Source organism: Vicinamibacterales bacterium (genome assembly GCA_035699745.1).
GTDB lineage: Bacteria > Acidobacteriota > Vicinamibacteria > Vicinamibacterales > 2-12-FULL-66-21 > JAICSD01.
The window spans coordinates 1-17,054 of record DASSPH010000028.1 but is presented as its reverse complement, the minus strand read 5'-3'; the positions used below and the strand labels follow the sequence as shown (position 1 = coordinate 17,054).

Genomic DNA, 17,054 nt, shown 5'->3' with positions numbered 1-17,054 from the left:
GCACCAATGTATGATTTCGCCGGTGCACATCCACGCTTCGGCACCCACGCGCATCGATCTGGCCGGCGGCACGCTCGACATCTGGCCGCTGTACCTGTTTCACGACGGGGCGCAGACGCTCAACGCCGCGATCAGCCTGCGGGCGAGCTGCGATCTCCGGTCCCGCAGCGATCGCCGCATCGTCATCGTCTCGGAAGACTCGCAGCAGCGCGTCGAGGTGGAGCACTGGTCGCAGCTGCGCGACAGCCACGACCTGAAGCTGCTCGGCAAACTGCTGCACCATTTCCGCGCCGAAGGGCTGGAGATGACGACGCGATCGGACTCCCCCGTCGGCGCCGGCATTGCCGGGTCGTCGGCGCTGAACATCGCGGTGTGCGGCGCGCTGAACGTCTGGAGCGGCGGCCATCGCACCCCCGACGAGATCTTCCAGATCGCCATGAACGTCGAGGCGCAGGCGATCGACGTCCCGACGGGCGTGCAGGATTATCGGCCGGCGTTCTACGGCGGCATTTCGGCGGTCGAGCTGGGCGTCAGCGGCATCCGCCGCGTGGCGATCGACGTGCAGCCCGCGGAACTGCAATCGCGGCTGGCGCTCGCCTATACCAACGCCTCGCGCAACTCGGGCATCAACAACTGGGACGTCACCAAGCGGCACATCGACGGCGACAGCAAGGTGCGCCGCAGCTTCGCGCGGATCCGGGACATCGCGGCGGCGATGCGGACGGCGCTGGAGCGGCGCGACTGGACCGAGGTCGGGCGGCAGATCGCGGCCGAGTGGGACAACCGCAAGCAGCTCGCCCCCGGCGTGACGACGCCGGAAGTCGACGCCATGCTGGCGGCAGCGCGGCAGGCGGGCGCGCTGAGCGGCAAGGTCTGCGGCGCCGGCGGCGGCGGCTGCCTCTTCTGCTTCGGCGAGCCCGAGAAGATGCCGGCGATCCGCAAGGCGCTGCACGACACCGGCGCGCGCCTGCTCGACTTCACCATCGAAGCGCGCGGACTGATGCTCGAAGAGCGCTGATCGCGGGCGGCGGGGCGGACTGAGTCATGGACAATCTCGCCATCGCCCGCGTGCTGACGGAGATCGGCGACCTGCTCGAGATCAAAGGGGAGAACCCGTTCAAGATCCGCGCGTACCGCAACGCCGCGGACACGATCGTGCACGAGCCGGGGCGGGTCGCCGGCATGACCGCGGCCGAGCGGCTGGCACTGCCGGGCGTCGGCAGGGACCTGGCCGCGAAGATCGGCGAGCTCGTCGACACCGGCGCGATCAGATACCACCAGGAGCTGCTGCAGGAATTCCCGCCGACCGTGCTGGACCTGCTGCACCTGCAGGGCGTGGGGCCCAAGACCGTGGCGCGGCTCTACGGCGATCTCGGCGTGCGCACGCTCGAGGACCTCGAGCGCGCGGCGCGGGACGGCCGGATCCGCGGCTTGAAGGGAATGGGCGCGAAGAAAGAAGCGCTCATCCTCGAGGCGCTCGAAGAGCGGCGCCGGTTCTCGGGCCGCCGGCTGATGGTCGAAGCGCACGACACCGCCGCCGCCCTGGTGTCGGCGCTCCGCGCGCACACGCCGGACGCGGCGATCGTCCCCGTCGGCAGCCTGCGCCGCGGCTGCGAGACCTGCGGCGACATCGACATCCTGGCCGCGGTGCCCCGCTCGGCCATCGAGACGGCGGCGGACGGCGCGACCCCGCCGCTGATGGACGCCTTCACCGAGTACCGGCAGGTCGAGCGCGTGCTGGCCCACGGCGACACGAAGTCGAGCGTCCGGTTGTGGGGCGGCTTCCAGGCGGACCTGCGGCTGGTCCCGGACGACAGCCTCGGCGCCGCGCTGCAATACTTCACCGGATCGAAAGCGCACAACATCGCGCTCCGCGATCGCGCAATCCAGCGCGGATACAAACTGAACGAGTACGGGCTGTATCGCGTCGAGGACAACGCCAGGATCGCGGGAGAGGACGAGGCCGGGATCTACGCCGCCCTCGGCCTCGCCTGGGTGCCGCCGGAGCTGCGCGAGAACCGCGGCGAGATCGAGGCGGCCGCGAACGGCAGCCTTCCCCGCCTGCTGCAGCTCGAAGACCTGCAGGGAGACCTCCACGCGCATACGACGGCGACCGACGGGCGCGACACCATCGAGGCGATGGCGCGCGCCGCGCAGGCGGCGGGACTCCGCTACCTCGCCATCACCGATCACAGCCAGTCGCTCGCCATGGCCAACGGGCTCGACGAGCGGCGCGCCCTCGAGCACGCGCGCGCGATTCGCGAGGTCAACGCGCGCCTCGACGGCTTCACGCTGCTGGCCGGCATCGAGTGCGACATCCGCGCCGACGGCAGCATGGATCTCGCCGACGACTGCCTGGCGCAGCTCGACATCGTCATCGCCTCGATCCACTCGGGCTTCAATCAGGACGGCGCCGCGATGACCGACCGCCTGCTGCGGGCGATTGCCTGCCCCTGGGTGGACGTGCTCGGCCACCCGACCGGCCGGATTATCTTGAAGCGCGAGCCGCACAAAGCCGACATGACCCGCGTGATCGCGGCCGCGGCGGCGGCGGGCGTGGCGATGGAGATCAACGGGCAGATCGATCGGCTCGACCTGGACGACGTGCACGCGCGGCAGGCGCGGGAGGCCGGCGTGAAGCTCGTGGTCAGCACCGACGCCCACAGCACGACGGCGCTCGGCGGCCTGCGCTGGGCGGTGACCGTGGCGCGGCGCGCCTGGATCACGCCGGCGGACGTGCTGAACACGCGGCCGGCCGACGACCTGCGAGGCAGCCTGAGGCGAGGGCGATGAGCGGCGATCCGATTGACGCCATCCGCAGGATGTATTTCGCGGCCACCCCGCAGACGATCCAGCGCGACCTCGAGCGCGCCATCGACATCCTCAAGACGCTGAAGGACGACGAGGCGCGGAGCAAGGCCGCGGTCTACATGGAAGGGCTCAACGAGCTGCGCAAGGAATGGAAGAAGCGCCGCTAGATCTTGCCCTTGGTCAGCATCTTCTTCGCGAGCAGCCGCAACCCTTCCTTGGCGTTGCGATCGGTGGTCAGCGCCTTGAGGTCCCTCTCGTTCAGCCGCTGCACGAACGACATGGCGATGGCCGGCGGCGTCTTCGGATGACGGCACAGCCCGAGGATGACGGCGTAGTTCTTGGTCCAGGAGCGGTTCTGCCCGATGATCCGCAGCACGTCCTCCGAGACGTTCCCCATCTTGGTGAAGGTCTCGATCTCCGCCTCGTTGACCTTGGGGCTGCTCAGCACCGCCGCGGCGACGAGCTTGTTCGAGTCGCGCACCAGCACCGCGCGCTGCTCGCGCGTGCCCTTCATCGCCAGCTTCATCCGCTCGAGCACCGTCAGCGAGCTGATGTCCTTCCGTTCGGGATCGGCCGCGTTCTCGGCGACCTGCGGCAGATCGGTCGGGGCCTCGAGCAGCGCGCCGTCCGCTTCGACGGGCGCCGACGTGATCTCCTCCGGCGCGACCTCGATCCCGCGCGCGGCGAAGAACTGACGCATTTCCGGCGTCGCGTCGGCGCGGCAGAGAAACTGGCGCACGGCATCGGCCGGCAGCAGGTCGAGCGTCCGCGCCGTCGCCCTGGCCACCTCCGGGTCGGCGTCGTCGGCGAGCAGCACCAGGAGCGCGAGCTGTTCCTGGGCGCGAGGCGCCAGCGCGCCTTGCGCCGCCAGCAGCCGCACGTCATGCGCAACCTCGCCGCGGCGGAAGAAATCGAGCAACGGTGATCGGTAACCGGGATCCATGGCCTCTCTCTACATGAACATGCCGACTGCGGCAAAGCCGGCGGCTCCGGCCTGCTCGACCAGCGCGATGCGCGACCGGTCGATCCCGCCGATCGCGATGACGGGGACGGACGACCGGCGGCAGACCTCGCGCAGCGCCTCCAGCCCGGCGATCCGGTGCCCGGGAGGCTTCCCCGCCGACGCGAAGACGGTCCCGAACAGCAGGTAGTCGTACCCGCCTTCCGCCTCCGCGGCAGCCGCTTCGGCGAGGTCGTGCACCGATCGGCCGACGACGAACCCGGGCGGCGTCATCGCGCGAACGCGCCGTCCCGGCATCGAGTCGGCGCGCAGGTGGACGCCGTGCGCGCCGGCGGCGAGCGCGACGTCGGGTCGATCGTTGACGAGGACCAGCGTGGCCGGACCGACCGCGCCGACGACCCGGCGCACGAGCGCGGCAAGCTCGCGATCCGCCAGATCCCGCTCGCGCACTTGGATCACGGCGACCCCGTCCCGCGCGGCGCGGGCGGCGCGCTCGATCAGCGCGTCGACGCTCAGTCCGAAGCGCCGGCGGTCGGTGACGAAATGCGAGAGCAGGCTCACGCCGGCGGAGTGGTGTCGCCGCCGCGCCGGGCGCGCGAGGCGAAGATCGACCCAATCTCGGCGAGCCCGGCGAGTGCGGTGATGACGCCGACGCCGGTGACGCCGCCGCGGGCGTACGGACTCTGCAGCAGCTGTTCGAGGCGCGGGCGCTGCTCGACGAAGCGGTTGCGCTCCCACACCGCCGACCAGGGCGCCACGGTGAGGATGAATCCCGCCTCGAGGAAGTATGCGGCGAACAACAGCCGGCTGAGAGTGCGGATGATCAGCTCCCGGCCTGCACGCGGGCCAGCCGCTCGGCGCGCGCCGCCACGTCCCGAAAGCCGGGGGCGTCAGCCTGCAGTTCGAGGAACACCGCCAGCGCGCGCGAGGTCTCGCCCGCGTCTTCGAGGATCGAGCCCAGCTCGTAGAGCAGCTCGCAGGCTTCCGAGGGGTCCGGCGCCGGCGCCTCGGCGGCGCGCTCGAGCCATTCGATCGCGTGCGGCACGTCCCCCTGCTTCAGATACACGCGCCCGAGCGTCGAGGCCGCCTCGAACCGCAGCATCGGCGCCCGCGCCGCCGCCCGCAGCGCGCTGATCGCCTCCTTGGCCATCCCCATTTCGACGTATGCCTTGCCGAGGCTCAGGTACTCCGCGGCGTCGCTGGAGACCGCCTGCTTCGCCACCGCGCTGCGGATGTCCTTGAACACGGCCTCGAGATTCTGCGATGACGGGAGCGGCGGCGCCGCGGCCCGCTGGGTGCCAAGCTCCGAGAGCATGTCGGTGAGATCGACGTCGGGCGGCGAGGGACGGGCGGCCGCCGGCGCCTCGGGTTCGGGGTCGGGCGGCGGCACGGACGTATCCGGTTCGGGGACCTCTGCGGCAGCCGGCTCCGCCGCCGGCGTCGTCGGCGCGGGGGCGGCAATCGGCGGCAGCGGCAGGTCGTCCGTGAACGACTCCGAGGCCATGAATGGGTCGGTGGCGATGAACGGTCCCTGGCCGCTCAGGCGATCCGCGATCACCGTGTCGGGATCCGCGACCTGCAGCAGGACGAGCGCGCGGCGGAAGCGATCGATATGCGCCCCCTCCCACGGTTCGCGCGCCACCAGGTCCTCGGCGATTACGCGCGCCTCGGAACCCTGCCCGCGCTCGAGATAGGCGTCCGCGAGGTGGGCCTGCGCCTCGTACATGATCGCTTCGAGGCCGCCGTCGACGGCGATCTCGACCAGCTTCAACAGCGCCGCGATCTGGCCGGGTACGCGCGTGACGAATTCCTGGAGGATCGCCGCGGCATCCATGAAGTTGCCGGCCGCGATCTCCGCCTCCACCACGGCGTCGACGCAGACGTACGACGCGTCCGGCGACACCGGACCGAGGTTCCACGCCGTTTCGACGATCCGTCCGCTCCCCGCGCGATCGATCTGCAGCAGCCGCTGCAGGATCTCGCGCCCCTCGTCGAGCCTGCCCGCGCGCAGTTCGCTCTCGAGCAGCGGCAGCAGCAGCGATGGGTCGTCGGCGGCGATCCGGCGATCCAGATAGCGCGCGGCGGCCTCGCGGTCGTTCGCCGCGATCGCGGCGCGGACCAGCTCGGCACGCCCGGCGACATCGTCCGGATTCAGCCGCACCGCTTCGCGGAGCGCCTGCGTCGCCTCGTCACGGCGGTTCTTCTCCACGAGGTCGGCGTGCATCGCGCGATACAGCGCCGCGGCGCCCGGCAGGTCCCCGTTCTGCTCGAGGGTGCTGGCCGCCAGGGCGCGGGCGTCGAAGTCGGCGGGATCCAGCGACCCGAGGCGGACGGTGATTTCGTCGGCGCCGGCGCGATCGCCGCGCGCCTTGCGCCTGCCGGCGACGGTGACGAAGTAGCCCTTGGCGTCGGCCAGCAGCCCCTGCTTCGCCGAGATCTCGGCGAGGTGCAGCAGCACCGATTCCTCGTCCGGCTTGATCTTCAGGATCTTCTTGTAGAGCGCCGCCGCCTTGGAGAAGAAGCCCTCGTTGAAAAGGTGATCGGCGATCTGCAGGTACTGCGCGACCGCCTTGTCGAGCTGACTGGCGCGGACGTAGAGATCGCCGAGCGTGTTGCGCAGGTTCCAGTCGCGCGGCTGCTCGTCGACCATCCGCACGTACTCGGCGATGGCGAGATCGAGCTTGCCCTGCCGAAGCAGCTTCTCGGCTTTCTTGACGGATTCGGCGCGGTCGCTGGCCAAGGGAGCTCAGATCCTATCAAACAGGGTCGGCGGCCGGAACGATCGCCGGTGGGCGTCCGAATAGCCGAAGCGCGACACCGCGTCGAGGTGGTCCCGGGTGGCGTACCCCTTGTGCTTGTCGAATCCGTAGCGCGGATCGCGGCCGTGCAGCTCGAGCATCGCGCGGTCGCGCGTCACCTTGGCGACGATCGAGGCGGCGGCGATGGCGGTGCAGCGGGCGTCGCCGTGGACCACGCACCGCTGCGCCATCGGCAGTTCGGGGATGCGGAACGCCTTGCCGCCGTCCACCAGGACGATGTCCGGGCAGGGCGCAAGCTGCAGCACCGCGCGCTGCATCGCCCGCAGTCCCGCCTGGTGGATGTTGATGCGATCGATCTCGTCGGGCTCGACGCCGACCACCGCCCAGCAGATCGCCTCGCGCGTGATCCTCCGGTACAGCCGCTCGCGTTCGAGCGCGGTCACGGTCTTCGAGTCGCAGATGCGGGGAATGTAGCGATCGGGATTGAGGACGACGGCGGCGGCGACGACCGGCCCGGCCAGGCAGCCCCGGCCGACCTCGTCCGCGCCCGCGACGTACACGAACCCCATGCGCCGGAGCGCGTTCTCGAGGGTCCGGAAGGCGCGCACTTTCATGTGGGAATTTGGAAATTTGGAAATTTGGAAATCTGGACCAAATTACCAAATTTCCCGATTAGTAAATTTCCAAATTCCCAAATTCCCAAATTTCCAAATCTACACCGCTTGTTTCTTGCCGGTCTCTTTCATGCGCGCCGCCTTGCCCTTCAGGTCGCGCAGGAAGTACAGCTTGGCGCGGCGGACCTTGGCGGTGCGGAGCACTTCGATCTTGTCGATGACGGGCGAGTGCAGCGGGAAGATGCGCTCGACGCCCTGGCCGAACGACACCTTGCGCACCGTGAACGTCGCGCGCGCGCCGCCGCGGTGCATGCCGATCACCATGCCTTCGAACACCTGGATGCGCTCCTTGTCCCCCTCGCGCACCTTGACGTGGACTTTCACGGTGTCTCCGGGCTTGATCGCCGGACGCTGTGCAAGCTGCCCGCGTTCGACGGTCTCAACGGCATTCATGATCTCGCTCCTATTCCTTCGTCGTGTCCAACAAATCCGGTCGATGCCGGCGCGTCCGTTCCAGGGCCTGTTCGCGCCGCCAGCGCTCGATTTCAGCGTGATGGCCCGACAGCAGCACCGGCGGCACCTTCAGTCCGCGGAAGTCCGCGGGGCGCGTGTACTGCGGAAAGTCGAGCAGCCCGTCGCGCGCGAACGTATCGCCGCTGACCGACGCCTCGTCGCCCACCACCCCCGGCACCAGCCGCGCCACCGCGTCGACGATCACCAGCGCCGGAAGCTCGCCTCCCGACAGCACGTAATCGCCGATCGAAATCGTCTCGGTCGCGAGGTGCTCGCGGACCCGTTCGTCCACCCCCTCGTACCGGCCGCACAGGATCACCAGGTGATCCAGCGCGCTCAATCGTTTCGCGACGCCGTGCGTCAGCCGCTCGCCGTCCGGCGAGGTCAGGATCACGCTCGACGGCGTTCCCCGCTCCGCGGCGATCGCCTCGACGGCGGCAAACAGCGGCTCCGGCTTCAGCACCATCCCCGGCCCGCCGCCGAACGGCATGTCGTCGACGACGCGATGCCGGTCCGTCGTGAAGTCGCGCAAGTCGTGCACCCGGACGTCGATCATCCCGCGGGCGACGGCCCGCGCAACGATCCCCTCCGCGAGCGGGCCTTCCACCATCTTCGGAAAGATGGTGACGACGTCGATTCTCACAACTCCAGCAGTCCCTCGGGCGGATCGATCACGATCGTCTTCCCTGCCGGGTCGACCGAGAGGCAGATGGCGTCCACCATCGGCACCATCACGTCGCCCCCCTGACGCGCGATCACCAGCAGGCTCCGCTCGAGCGTGCCCTCGATCCCGGTCACCGTCCCGACCGTCCGCCCGTCCTTCGTCCGGACCTCGCAGCCGACGAGGTCATGCCGGTAAAACGTCCGCGGCGGCAGCGGCGGCAGCGCCGACGCCGGCATCTTCAACTCCGCGCCGGCGAGCGCCTCGGCATCGTTCATCGTGTCGACGCCGTCCAGCGCGATGATCGGCCGCCCCTGCTGGAACCGGACCGACGCGATCCGCCGTTCCGACTGCCGTCCCGCGTGCTCGACGATGAGCACGTTGCCCTCGGCGAACCGCTCACCGGCGAAGTCGGTCTCCGGGTTGACGATGACCTGCCCCTTGTTCCCGTGGGCGCGAGCGACGCGCCCGATCAGCAGCAGATCGGGCGATCCGCCCATCGGGCGATCGGGCCGATCACCCGATGACATCAGTCCCGGAAGTCGACGCTGATCCGCGCGCCGTCGAGCTCGCCGGCAAACGCCGCCAGCGTCCGCACCGCCTGCGCCGTCCGTCCCTGCCGGCCGATGACCCGTCCCATGTCGCCGGGCGCCATCGTCAGCTCGACGAACACCTGGCCGCGGGCCTCGCGCTCGGTCACGCGAACCGCGTCCGGCTTGTCGGCCAGCCCCTTGGCGACCGCTTCGACGACGGCCCCGGCGCGGCTCACGAGGCGGCCGGCGCGGCGGCCGCAGGCTCGACGGCCGGCGCCGGATTGCGCGCGATCAGCGTGCGAACCGTGTCGGACGCGATCGCCCCGCGCTTCATCCAGTGATCGACGCGCTCGCGATCGAGCTGCAGCGTCTCCGGCTTGGTGCGCGGGTTGTAGTGCCCGAGCACCTCGACGAACGAGCTGTCGCGCGCCGCGCGCGAATCGGTGACGACTACCCGAAAGAACGGCCGCTTCTTCGACCCCGCCCGACGCAATCTGATGACTACCATTCGCCCTCTTTGCCTGCTACTGCCTACCTGTCAGCGCACTGCGCACTGCGCACTCCGCACCGCGCACTCCGCACTGCGCACTCCGCACTGCGCACTGCGCACTGCGCACTGCTACCGCATCAACCCCTTCAAGGCCCCGAGATTGGGCCGCTTGCCCTTGCCGAGGCCCGCCATACCGCCCATCGCCTTGAGCATCTTCTTCATCTGGATGAACTGCTTCAACAGCCGGTTCACCTCTTCGACCGACGTGCCCGAGCCCCTGGCGATCCGCTTGCGCCGCTGGCCGTTGATCAGCTGATGGTTGCGCCGCTCCTTGTCGGTCATCGAGTTGATGATCGCCTCGACGCGCCGCAGCTGCTTCTCGTCGACCTGCTCCTTCTGCGCCTTCAGCTCCTTCATCGCGCCGCCGATTCCCGGGATCATCCCCAGGATCTGCTCGAGCGGCCCCATCTTGCGGATGGTGCGCAGCTGATCGCGGAAGTCCTCCAGCGTGAAGTCGTCGCGCCGGATCTTCTCCTCGAGCTTCGCCGCGTCTTCCATCGAGACGGCTTCTTCCGCCTTCTCGATGAGCGACAGCACGTCGCCCATGCCGAGCACGCGCGACACCACGCGATCGGCGTGGAACGGCTCCAGATCCTGCAGCCGCTCGCCGCTGCCGACGAACGCGATCGGCACGCCGACGACCGACACCACCGACAGCGCCGCGCCGCCGCGCGCGTCGCCGTCCATCTTGCTCAGCACGACGCCGGTGACGCCGATCCGCCGGTTGAACTCGCCGGCGCTCTTGATCGCGTCCTGCCCGGTCATCGCGTCGGCGACGAACAGCTGATCGACCGGCGAGACCGCGGCCTTGATCGCCTGCAGCTCGTCCATCAGGTCGTCGTCGATGTGCAGCCGGCCGGCGGTATCGACGATGACGACGTCGAAGCCGCCGTTCCTGGCTTCGGCCAGCGCGCCCGCGGCGCGCTTCACCGGATCCATCTCCCCTGCCGGATCGTGCACGCGCACGCCGGCCTGTTTGCCGACCACCGACAGCTGCTGGATCGCCGCCGGCCGCCGCACGTCCGTCGAGACCAGCAGCGGATGCCGCCCCTGCCTGGCCAGCCAGCGTCCGAGCTTCGCGGACGTCGTCGTCTTGCCCGACCCCTGCAGGCCGAGCAGCATGATCACGCGCGGCCGGGCGTCGGACGGCGGAAGCCCGCCCTTCGCGTCGCCGAACAGCGCCAGCATCTCGTCGCGGACGATCCGCACGACCTGCTGGTCCGGCGTCAGGCTGCGCAGGACCTCCCGATCCACCGCGCGATCGCGCACGCGGTCGATGAACGCCTTGACGACCTTGAAGTTGACGTCGGCCTCGAGCAGCGCCATCCGGATTTCCCGGAGCGCCAGCTCGACGGTCTCCTCCGTGAGCCGCCCCTCTCCGCGGATATTGCGGAAAACGTCCTGCAGTCGGTTGGAGAGGGACTCGAACATGGCCACACGGATGCGCCCCAGCGTCTCAGGCGCAAACCCTTATGGTAGAGGAAGTACGCGGAATGGTCAACTGACCGGCGCTCGTCCCCGGCATTCGTCCCAGAAGTGAACCGGCGGCAACCCGCCAACGTCTCACCGGGGAACATTCACCCTCGGCTTCCCCGGGAGGAGACGTGATCCAGGGAAACGTGGCTTCGTTGTTCGCCGCCGCTGTGCTGGCCGCTCTGCCCGCATACGCACAGACGGGACCGGCAGGCACGCTGCGCGTCACCGTCGTCGATCCGAGCAACGCCGTGGTCATCGGCGCCACGGTCGGCGTGACCGGCGCGGAGCCGGCGACCAGCGCCGTGAAAGTCGAGCCGGTGAAGAGCGGCGAAGGGGGCGTGGCGGCAATACCCAACCTGCCCCCCGGGCGCTACACGGTGCAGGCGGAGTTCCCCGGCTTCGAGACGCGGACCCTGCCGGACGTGCGGATCCGGCCGGGCGAGAACCGGCAGGTTGCGGTCCTCCAGATCTCCAGGCTGGAACAGACGGTCTCGGTGGGGCGCGACAAGCAGGAGGCGGCCGCGGACCCGCGCATGTCGTTCGGCACGACGCTGACGCGCGAGCAGATCGAGCAGTTGTCGGACGATCCGCAGACGCTGCAGCAGCAGCTCCAGGAGATGGCCGGGCCCGGCGCGGTCATCCGCGTCGACGGCTTCGACGGCAGCCCGCTGCCGGCCAAGGCGCAGATCCGATCGATCCGCATCTCGCGCGATCAGTTCGCGGCGGAGTTCCACACTGCCGGCGGCGTGTCGATCGAGATCATCACGCAACCGGGTCTCGGCCCCATCCGCTACAACATGAACACCCGCATGCGCGGCGGCGGCCTCAGCGCGCGGAGTCCGTTCGTGCCGGTCAAGGGACCTGAAGGCAACGTCGGCTACGGCTTCGGTCTCGGCGGCGCGCTGATCAAGGACAAGAGCTCGTTCAACGTCAACGTGTTCGGGCAGGACGCCTACGACACGCCGAACGTGAACGTCGCCCTGCCGGGCGGCGGCATCCAGTCCGAGGCCCTGAATCTGCGCAAGCCCAGCGAGAACGTGTTCGTCAACGGCCAGATGGACTACGCGCTGACCGTCGATCAGACGCTCCGCTTCGGCTACAACCTGACGCGGTTCTACAACGAGAACCTCGGCGTCGGCGGCTACGACCAGCGGGAGCGGGCATTCACCAGCGAGAACATGCAGCACAACTTCCGCGTGCAGCACTACGGGCCGATCGGGCGCCGCATGTTCTCGCGCTCGCGGCTGCAGGTGTTCGCGGCGGACACGGAGACCCGGTCCGTGTCGGATGCGCCGACGGTTCGCGTCAACGACGCGTTCACGTCCGGCGGCGCGCAGGTCACCGGCGGCGATCACGCGCGCCGCCTCAACGTCGGGTCGGATCTCGACTACGTCCGCGGACGCAACTCGTGGCGCGCCGGCATGGCGCTCGACGCCGCCTGGACCCGTTCGGACTCGCAGTCGAACTATCTCGGGACCTACACCTTCGACAACCTCGACGCCTTCAATGCCGGACGGCCGAGCAACTACACCCGGCGCATCGGCGATCCCAACCTGTCGTACCGCATGTTCCAGGCGGCCTTCTACCTGCAGGACGATTTCCGGCCGGTGAAGAACCTGACGCTCAGCGCGGGCGTCCGCTACGAGGTGCAGACGCACGTCAAGGACCGGCTGAATCTCGGCCCGCGCGCCGGGTTCACCTGGGCCCCCTTCAAGAACGGGCGGACCACGCTGCGCGGCAGCGCCGGCATCTTCTACGACTGGCTGGCCAACGGCATCTACGAGCAGGCGCTGCGCATCGACGGGCTGCGGCAGCAGGAGCTCAACATCCTCAATCCGTCGTTCCCGGATCCCGGCAGCGTCGGCCTGATTCCGCCGATCAACCGCTACCTGCTCGGCGACGAGTACCGCATGCCGCGCACGACCCGCTTCAGCGGCGGCGTCGATCAGCAGATCGGGACGGCGCGCGTCTCCGGGACCTACAGCTATCAGCGCGGGGCGCGGCTCGCGCGCGGCCTCAATCTCAACGCGCCGGTCGACGGCGTCCGGCCCGACCCCGCGTTCCGCAACATCGTGGAGGTCGTATCGGACGCGTCGTCGTGGCAGCACCAGCTGCAGGTCGACGGCAGCCTGAATCCGGGAGCGCTCCTCCCGGCGTTCAAGGGACCGCTGGTCAGCTGGAAACGGACGACGGTGTTCGTCAACTACACGCTGGCGAGGCTCGAGAACAACTCGGACGGTCCCTTCGCCATTCCCGCGACCGGCAGCCTCGCGCTCGAACGCGGGCCGGCCGGCAACGACATCCGCCAGCGGGTCAACCTGGCGTTCAACAATCAGGTCATCAGAAACGTCCTGATGGGCGTGAACCTGAATGCCGCGAGCGCGGACCCCTACGCGCTCCTCACCGGCCGCGACGACAACGGCGACGGCGTGTTCAACGATCGTCCCGCCGGCTCGGTCCGCAACAGCCTGCGTGCGCGTGGACAGGTGACGATGAACGCGTTCCTCGGCTATCAGTTCGCGTTCGGCCGCAGCGCCCCGCAGCCGCCCGGCGTCGGGGTGTTCGGCGGCGGCAATTCCGCCCAGGTGCGCACGTTCGACGTCGGCGCGGCGCGCTACCGCCTCGGGATCTTCATGAACATGTTCAACCTGCTGAACCGGGCGAACTACCTGGGGTACAGCGGAACGATGACGTCGCCGTTCTTCGGCCGCGCGACGACGGTGCGCGACATGCGGAAGATCGACTTCGGGCTGAACCTGCAGTTTTGATCCGCTTCGCCGCGGCTCCTCTCAGTCGAGGAATCGTCGCTTCAGCTCGGGCGTCGGGACCATGCAGACATCCCGGCGCCCGAACCAGTGGTAGCGGCGCGCGGCGATGAAGTCGTACACGCCGTCGCGGATGAACCGCGGCACCACCACCAGTCCATACGCCAGCCGCCACGGCAGCGTGAGGCGCCGCGCGATGCGCAGCGCCGCGTCGGATCGGAAATAGACCGCGCCGTTCTCGACGAGGACGAGGCTGTCGGGCGGCGCGGTGACGCCGGCCTCGCGGAGCACGCGGGCGGCCGAGTCCGAGGAGAGCGCGCCGAAGCGGAAGCGCGCGGCGGGATCCCGCGCGATGACGAACCGAACGAAGGCGTTGCACAGGTTGCAGACGCCGTCGAACAGGATCCGAGGGGCGTCGCCCTCCGCGCGGCTCGCTCGCTGCGCCGGCTCGCGCATCACACGCCGCGCAGTTTGTGCCCGAGCTTTTCTTTCTTGGTCTTCAGGTAGCGCAGCGTCGTCGCCGAGGCGGGGATCTCGAGCGGGAGCCACTCGGCGACCGAGAGGCCGTACCCTTCGAGCCCGACCAGCTTGCGCGGATTGTTGGAGAGCAGGCGCATCGACTTGACGCCGAGGTCCTTGAGGATCTGCACGCCGATGCCGTAGTCGCGCTGGTCCGGCTTGAAGCCGAGCCGCTCGTTGGCTTCGACGGTGTCGAGCCCCTGCTCCTGCAGCTCGTAGGCCTTGATCTTGTTGGCGAGCCCGATGCCGCGCCCTTCCTGATTGAGATACAGCAGCACGCCCCGGCCCTCGCGCTCGATGCGGGTCATCGCGGCGTCGAGCTGGGGACCGCAGTCGCAGCGCGCCGAATGGAAGACGTCGCCGGTGAGGCAGCGCGAGTGGACGCGGACCATCACGTTCTCGCCGTCGCCGATCTCTCCCTTGACCAGCGCGACGTGGGTCTCCTTGTCGATGATGCTCTCGAACGCGATCACGCGGAATTCGCCGTGCTCGGTGGGCAGGGCGGCGGAGGCGACGCGCCGCACCAGCGCCTCGGTCTTGACGCGATAGTTGATCAGGTCGGCGATGGTGATCATCGGCAGCTTGTGCCGCCGCGCGAACCTGGTCAGCTCCGGCACCCGCGCCATGGTGCCGTCGACGTTGAGGATCTCGCAGATGACGCCGGCGGGATACAGTCCCGCGATGCGCGCCAGATCGACCGCCGCCTCGGTCTGCCCCGCGCGCACGAGCACCCCGCCGTTCACCGCTTTCAACGGGAACATGTGGCCGGGGCGCGCCAGATCGGCCGGGCGCGTCTTCGGGTCGATGGCGGCCAGCACCGTGGCGGCGCGATCGGCGGCCGAAATGCCCGTGCTGGTGACGTACTTGGCTTCGATCGAGACGCAGAACGCGGTCTCGAACCGCGCCGTGTTCTGCGGCACCATCTGCGGGATGTCGAGCTCCTCGAGCCGCTCCTCGGTCATCGGCATGCAGATCAGGCCGCGCCCTTCCCTGGCCATGAAGTTGATGACCTCGGGCGTCACCTTCTCGGCGGCGATCGTGAGATCCCCCTCGTTCTCGCGATCCTCGTCGTCGACCACGATGATCATGCGCCCGGCGCGGAACGCGTCGATGGCCGCTTCGATGGTCGAGAACGGAGAGTTGGGCTTTCGGGTGCTCTTCTTCATCGCCGGTTGACTTCCATCGCGCGCAGCACGTACTTGCCGATCAGATCGAACTCGAGATTGACGGCGTCGTTCGCCTTGAGCGTGCGCAGGTTCGTATGCTGCCAGGTGAACGGGATGACCTGCACGTCGAACCGCTTGTCGCCGACGCCGGCGACCGTGAGGCTGATGCCGTCCATCGCGATCGAACCCTTGCGGACGATCAGCGCGGCGTGCGACGGCGGGAACCGCACCGTGATCCACCAGCTCTCGCCGTCACGCCGGATCTCCTCGATGGTGCCGGTCGCATCGACGTGCCCCTGCACGAAATGACCGCCGAGGCGGGCGTCGGCCCGCAGCGGGCGCTCGAGGTTGACGAGCGCGCCCAGCTTGAGCGAGCCGAACGTGGACACCCGGATGGTCTCGGGCGAGACGTCCATGTGCACGCCGTCAGCGCCGGCCAGCACCACCGTCAGACACACGCCGTTGACGGCGAGCGACTCGCCCGGCGTCAGCGACGCCGCCAGGTCCGTCAGCACGCGCAGCCGGAACCCGGCCGACATCGGCTTGAGCTCGGCGACCTCGCCGGCCTGCTCAACGATCCCCGTGAACATCCGTCTCCACCACGCCTTCCACCAGCAGATCGTTCCCCAGCCAGGTCGCCCGCCGGTCGCGCAGGCCGTCCCACGCGATCCGCCCCTCGCCGAGCCACGCGACCCCGGCCTCGCCGAGCGTCCGCGGGGTGATGTACACGTGCACGGCGTCTACCACGCCCGCGTCGAGCGCGGCGCGGTGCAGGGTTCCGCCCCCCTCGAGCACGAGCGAGGCGATGCCCGCGTCGAGGAGCGCGCGCAGCGCGGTACCGAGATCGCCGGCGTTCAACGCGAGGATGCGGGCGCCGGCCGCGGTCAGATCGGCGGCCGCTCCGCCGGACGCCGCAGCCTCGCTCCCTACGATTATCACCGGCCCGGCCTCGAGCGTCGAGAGCACCCGGGCGGTGGGCGGCGTGCGCAGCCGCCGATCGAAGATGACCCTCGTCAACGGGCGCTCGCGGAAGGCGCCGCGCGCCGTCAGCAGCGGATCGTCGACCAGGATGGTCCCGGCGCCGACGGCGATCGCGTCAACTTCGGCGCGCTGCCGCTGGATCCGCCGGTTCGCGACCGGGCCGGTCAGCCGCGTCCGCACGCCCGGCCTGCCGAGCCGGCCGTCGACGCTGACCGCCGCCTTCAACGTGACGTGGGTTCGCCGGTGCCGGATGTTGGTCAGGAACACCGCGTTCTGCCGCGCCGCGGCGGCCGCCTCGACGCCGACGACGGTCTCGATCCCGTTCTCGCGGAGGTGGCGGAGTCCGCCGCCGTCCACGCGCGGATTCGGGTCCGGCATCGCGATCACCGCACGGCGGATCCCGGCGCGGGCGACGAGCGGCGCGCACGGCCCCGTCCGGCCGGTGTGCGAGCACGGCTCGAGCGTGCAATACAGCGTGGCGCCGCGCGCCCGGCCGCCGGCGTCGTCGAGCGCGACCACCTCGGCGTGCGGACCGCCCGCCGCGCGGTGCGCGCCGCGGCCGACGATCACGCCGTCCGGCGACACCACCAGCGCGCCGACCATCGGATTCGGACTGGTGCCGCCGCGCCCGCGCTCCGCGAGCGCGAGAGCCTTGCGCATCAGGCGGGCATCATCCATTGGCGATGGCCGATTGGCGAGTGGCGATCGACGGTTGGCGAGTGGCGATTGGCGATCGACGGATTGA

General features: G+C 69.7%; 19 protein-coding genes. 4 read left to right on the top strand and 15 right to left on the bottom strand.

Translation table 11 applies throughout. The annotated features are described in order from the left end of the window. Positions 1-22 precede the first annotated feature (22 nt). The 3 genes from VFK57_05095 to VFK57_05085 are packed head-to-tail and all read left to right on the top strand — an operon-like array spanning position 23 to position 2,978. Positions 23-1,018, top strand: a complete 996-nt coding sequence (locus VFK57_05095; protein HET7695064.1) for a hypothetical protein — start codon at positions 23-25, stop codon at positions 1,016-1,018. A gap of 26 nt (positions 1,019-1,044) precedes the next feature. Then, a complete protein-coding gene (gene polX, locus VFK57_05090) occupies positions 1,045-2,793 on the top strand; it encodes a DNA polymerase/3'-5' exonuclease PolX (protein HET7695063.1) in 1,749 nt (582 codons plus the stop codon). Beyond that, positions 2,790-2,978 carry a hypothetical protein gene (locus VFK57_05085; protein HET7695062.1) on the top strand — a complete coding sequence of 63 codons (189 nt, stop codon included), beginning with the start codon at positions 2,790-2,792 and terminating at the stop codon, positions 2,976-2,978. The genes polX and VFK57_05085 overlap by 4 nt, the downstream gene beginning before the upstream one ends. Here the strand turns inward: VFK57_05085 and VFK57_05080 are convergent. The 11 genes from VFK57_05080 to ffh form a co-directional block, all read right to left on the bottom strand. Next, complete coding sequence (locus VFK57_05080; protein HET7695061.1) at positions 2,975-3,754, bottom strand: hypothetical protein; 780 nt, start codon at positions 3,752-3,754, stop codon at positions 2,975-2,977. The two genes, VFK57_05085 and VFK57_05080, sit on opposite strands and share 4 nt — an antisense overlap. 9 nt (positions 3,755-3,763) lie before the next feature. Continuing rightward, on the bottom strand, positions 3,764-4,333 hold the full coding sequence (locus VFK57_05075; GenBank protein ID HET7695060.1) for a thiamine phosphate synthase: 570 nt from the start codon (positions 4,331-4,333) through the stop codon (positions 3,764-3,766). Beyond that, positions 4,330-4,572 (bottom strand): hypothetical protein, encoded by a 243-nt coding sequence (locus VFK57_05070; GenBank protein ID HET7695059.1) that lies wholly within the window; start codon positions 4,570-4,572, stop codon positions 4,330-4,332. The genes VFK57_05075 and VFK57_05070 overlap by 4 nt, the downstream gene beginning before the upstream one ends. A 23-nt stretch (positions 4,573-4,595) precedes the next feature. Next, positions 4,596-6,512 (bottom strand): tetratricopeptide repeat protein, encoded by a 1,917-nt coding sequence (locus VFK57_05065; protein ID HET7695058.1) that lies wholly within the window; start codon positions 6,510-6,512, stop codon positions 4,596-4,598. Positions 6,513-6,518: 6 nt separating this feature from the next. After that, a complete protein-coding gene (locus tag VFK57_05060; GenBank protein HET7695057.1) occupies positions 6,519-7,145 on the bottom strand; it encodes a ribonuclease HII in 627 nt (208 codons plus the stop codon). 99 nt (positions 7,146-7,244) lie between these two features. Beyond that, on the bottom strand, positions 7,245-7,598 hold the full coding sequence (rplS, locus tag VFK57_05055; protein ID HET7695056.1) for a 50S ribosomal protein L19: 354 nt from the start codon (positions 7,596-7,598) through the stop codon (positions 7,245-7,247). Positions 7,599-7,608: 10 nt separating this feature from the next. Further along, positions 7,609-8,301, bottom strand: coding sequence for a tRNA (guanosine(37)-N1)-methyltransferase TrmD (trmD, locus tag VFK57_05050; protein HET7695055.1), 693 nt, complete (start codon positions 8,299-8,301; stop codon positions 7,609-7,611). Beyond that, a complete protein-coding gene (gene rimM / locus VFK57_05045) occupies positions 8,298-8,849 on the bottom strand; it encodes a ribosome maturation factor RimM (protein ID HET7695054.1) in 552 nt (183 codons plus the stop codon). Before rimM ends, trmD begins: the two co-directional genes overlap by 4 nt. Then, positions 8,849-9,088, bottom strand: coding sequence for a KH domain-containing protein (locus tag VFK57_05040; GenBank protein HET7695053.1), 240 nt, complete (start codon positions 9,086-9,088; stop codon positions 8,849-8,851). Before VFK57_05040 ends, rimM begins: the two co-directional genes overlap by 1 nt. Beyond that, positions 9,085-9,360: a 30S ribosomal protein S16 gene (gene rpsP, locus VFK57_05035; protein HET7695052.1), complete on the bottom strand. Its 276-nt coding sequence runs from the start codon at positions 9,358-9,360 to the stop codon at positions 9,085-9,087. Before rpsP ends, VFK57_05040 begins: the two co-directional genes overlap by 4 nt. Before the next feature lie 111 nt (positions 9,361-9,471). Next, a complete protein-coding gene (gene ffh, locus VFK57_05030) occupies positions 9,472-10,833 on the bottom strand; it encodes a signal recognition particle protein (GenBank protein ID HET7695051.1) in 1,362 nt (453 codons plus the stop codon). Positions 10,834-11,006: 173 nt separating this feature from the next. Between ffh and VFK57_05025 the strand changes: the two genes are divergently transcribed. Further along, positions 11,007-13,646: a TonB-dependent receptor gene (locus VFK57_05025; protein HET7695050.1), complete on the top strand. Its 2,640-nt coding sequence runs from the start codon at positions 11,007-11,009 to the stop codon at positions 13,644-13,646. 21 nt (positions 13,647-13,667) lie between these two features. On the opposite strand, the gene VFK57_05020 is transcribed toward VFK57_05025, so the two are convergent. The 4 genes from VFK57_05020 to ribD are packed head-to-tail and all read right to left on the bottom strand — an operon-like array spanning position 13,668 to position 16,987. After that, positions 13,668-14,099, bottom strand: coding sequence for a DCC1-like thiol-disulfide oxidoreductase family protein (locus VFK57_05020; GenBank protein ID HET7695049.1), 432 nt, complete (start codon positions 14,097-14,099; stop codon positions 13,668-13,670). Beyond that, positions 14,099-15,328: a bifunctional 3,4-dihydroxy-2-butanone-4-phosphate synthase/GTP cyclohydrolase II gene (locus VFK57_05015; GenBank protein HET7695048.1), complete on the bottom strand. Its 1,230-nt coding sequence runs from the start codon at positions 15,326-15,328 to the stop codon at positions 14,099-14,101. The genes VFK57_05020 and VFK57_05015 overlap by 1 nt, the downstream gene beginning before the upstream one ends. After that, on the bottom strand, positions 15,325-15,918 hold the full coding sequence (locus VFK57_05010) for a riboflavin synthase (protein ID HET7695047.1): 594 nt from the start codon (positions 15,916-15,918) through the stop codon (positions 15,325-15,327). Before VFK57_05010 ends, VFK57_05015 begins: the two co-directional genes overlap by 4 nt. Further along, positions 15,899-16,987, bottom strand: coding sequence for a bifunctional diaminohydroxyphosphoribosylaminopyrimidine deaminase/5-amino-6-(5-phosphoribosylamino)uracil reductase RibD (gene ribD / locus VFK57_05005; protein HET7695046.1), 1,089 nt, complete (start codon positions 16,985-16,987; stop codon positions 15,899-15,901). The genes VFK57_05010 and ribD overlap by 20 nt, the downstream gene beginning before the upstream one ends. Positions 16,988-17,054: the final 67 nt, after the last annotated feature.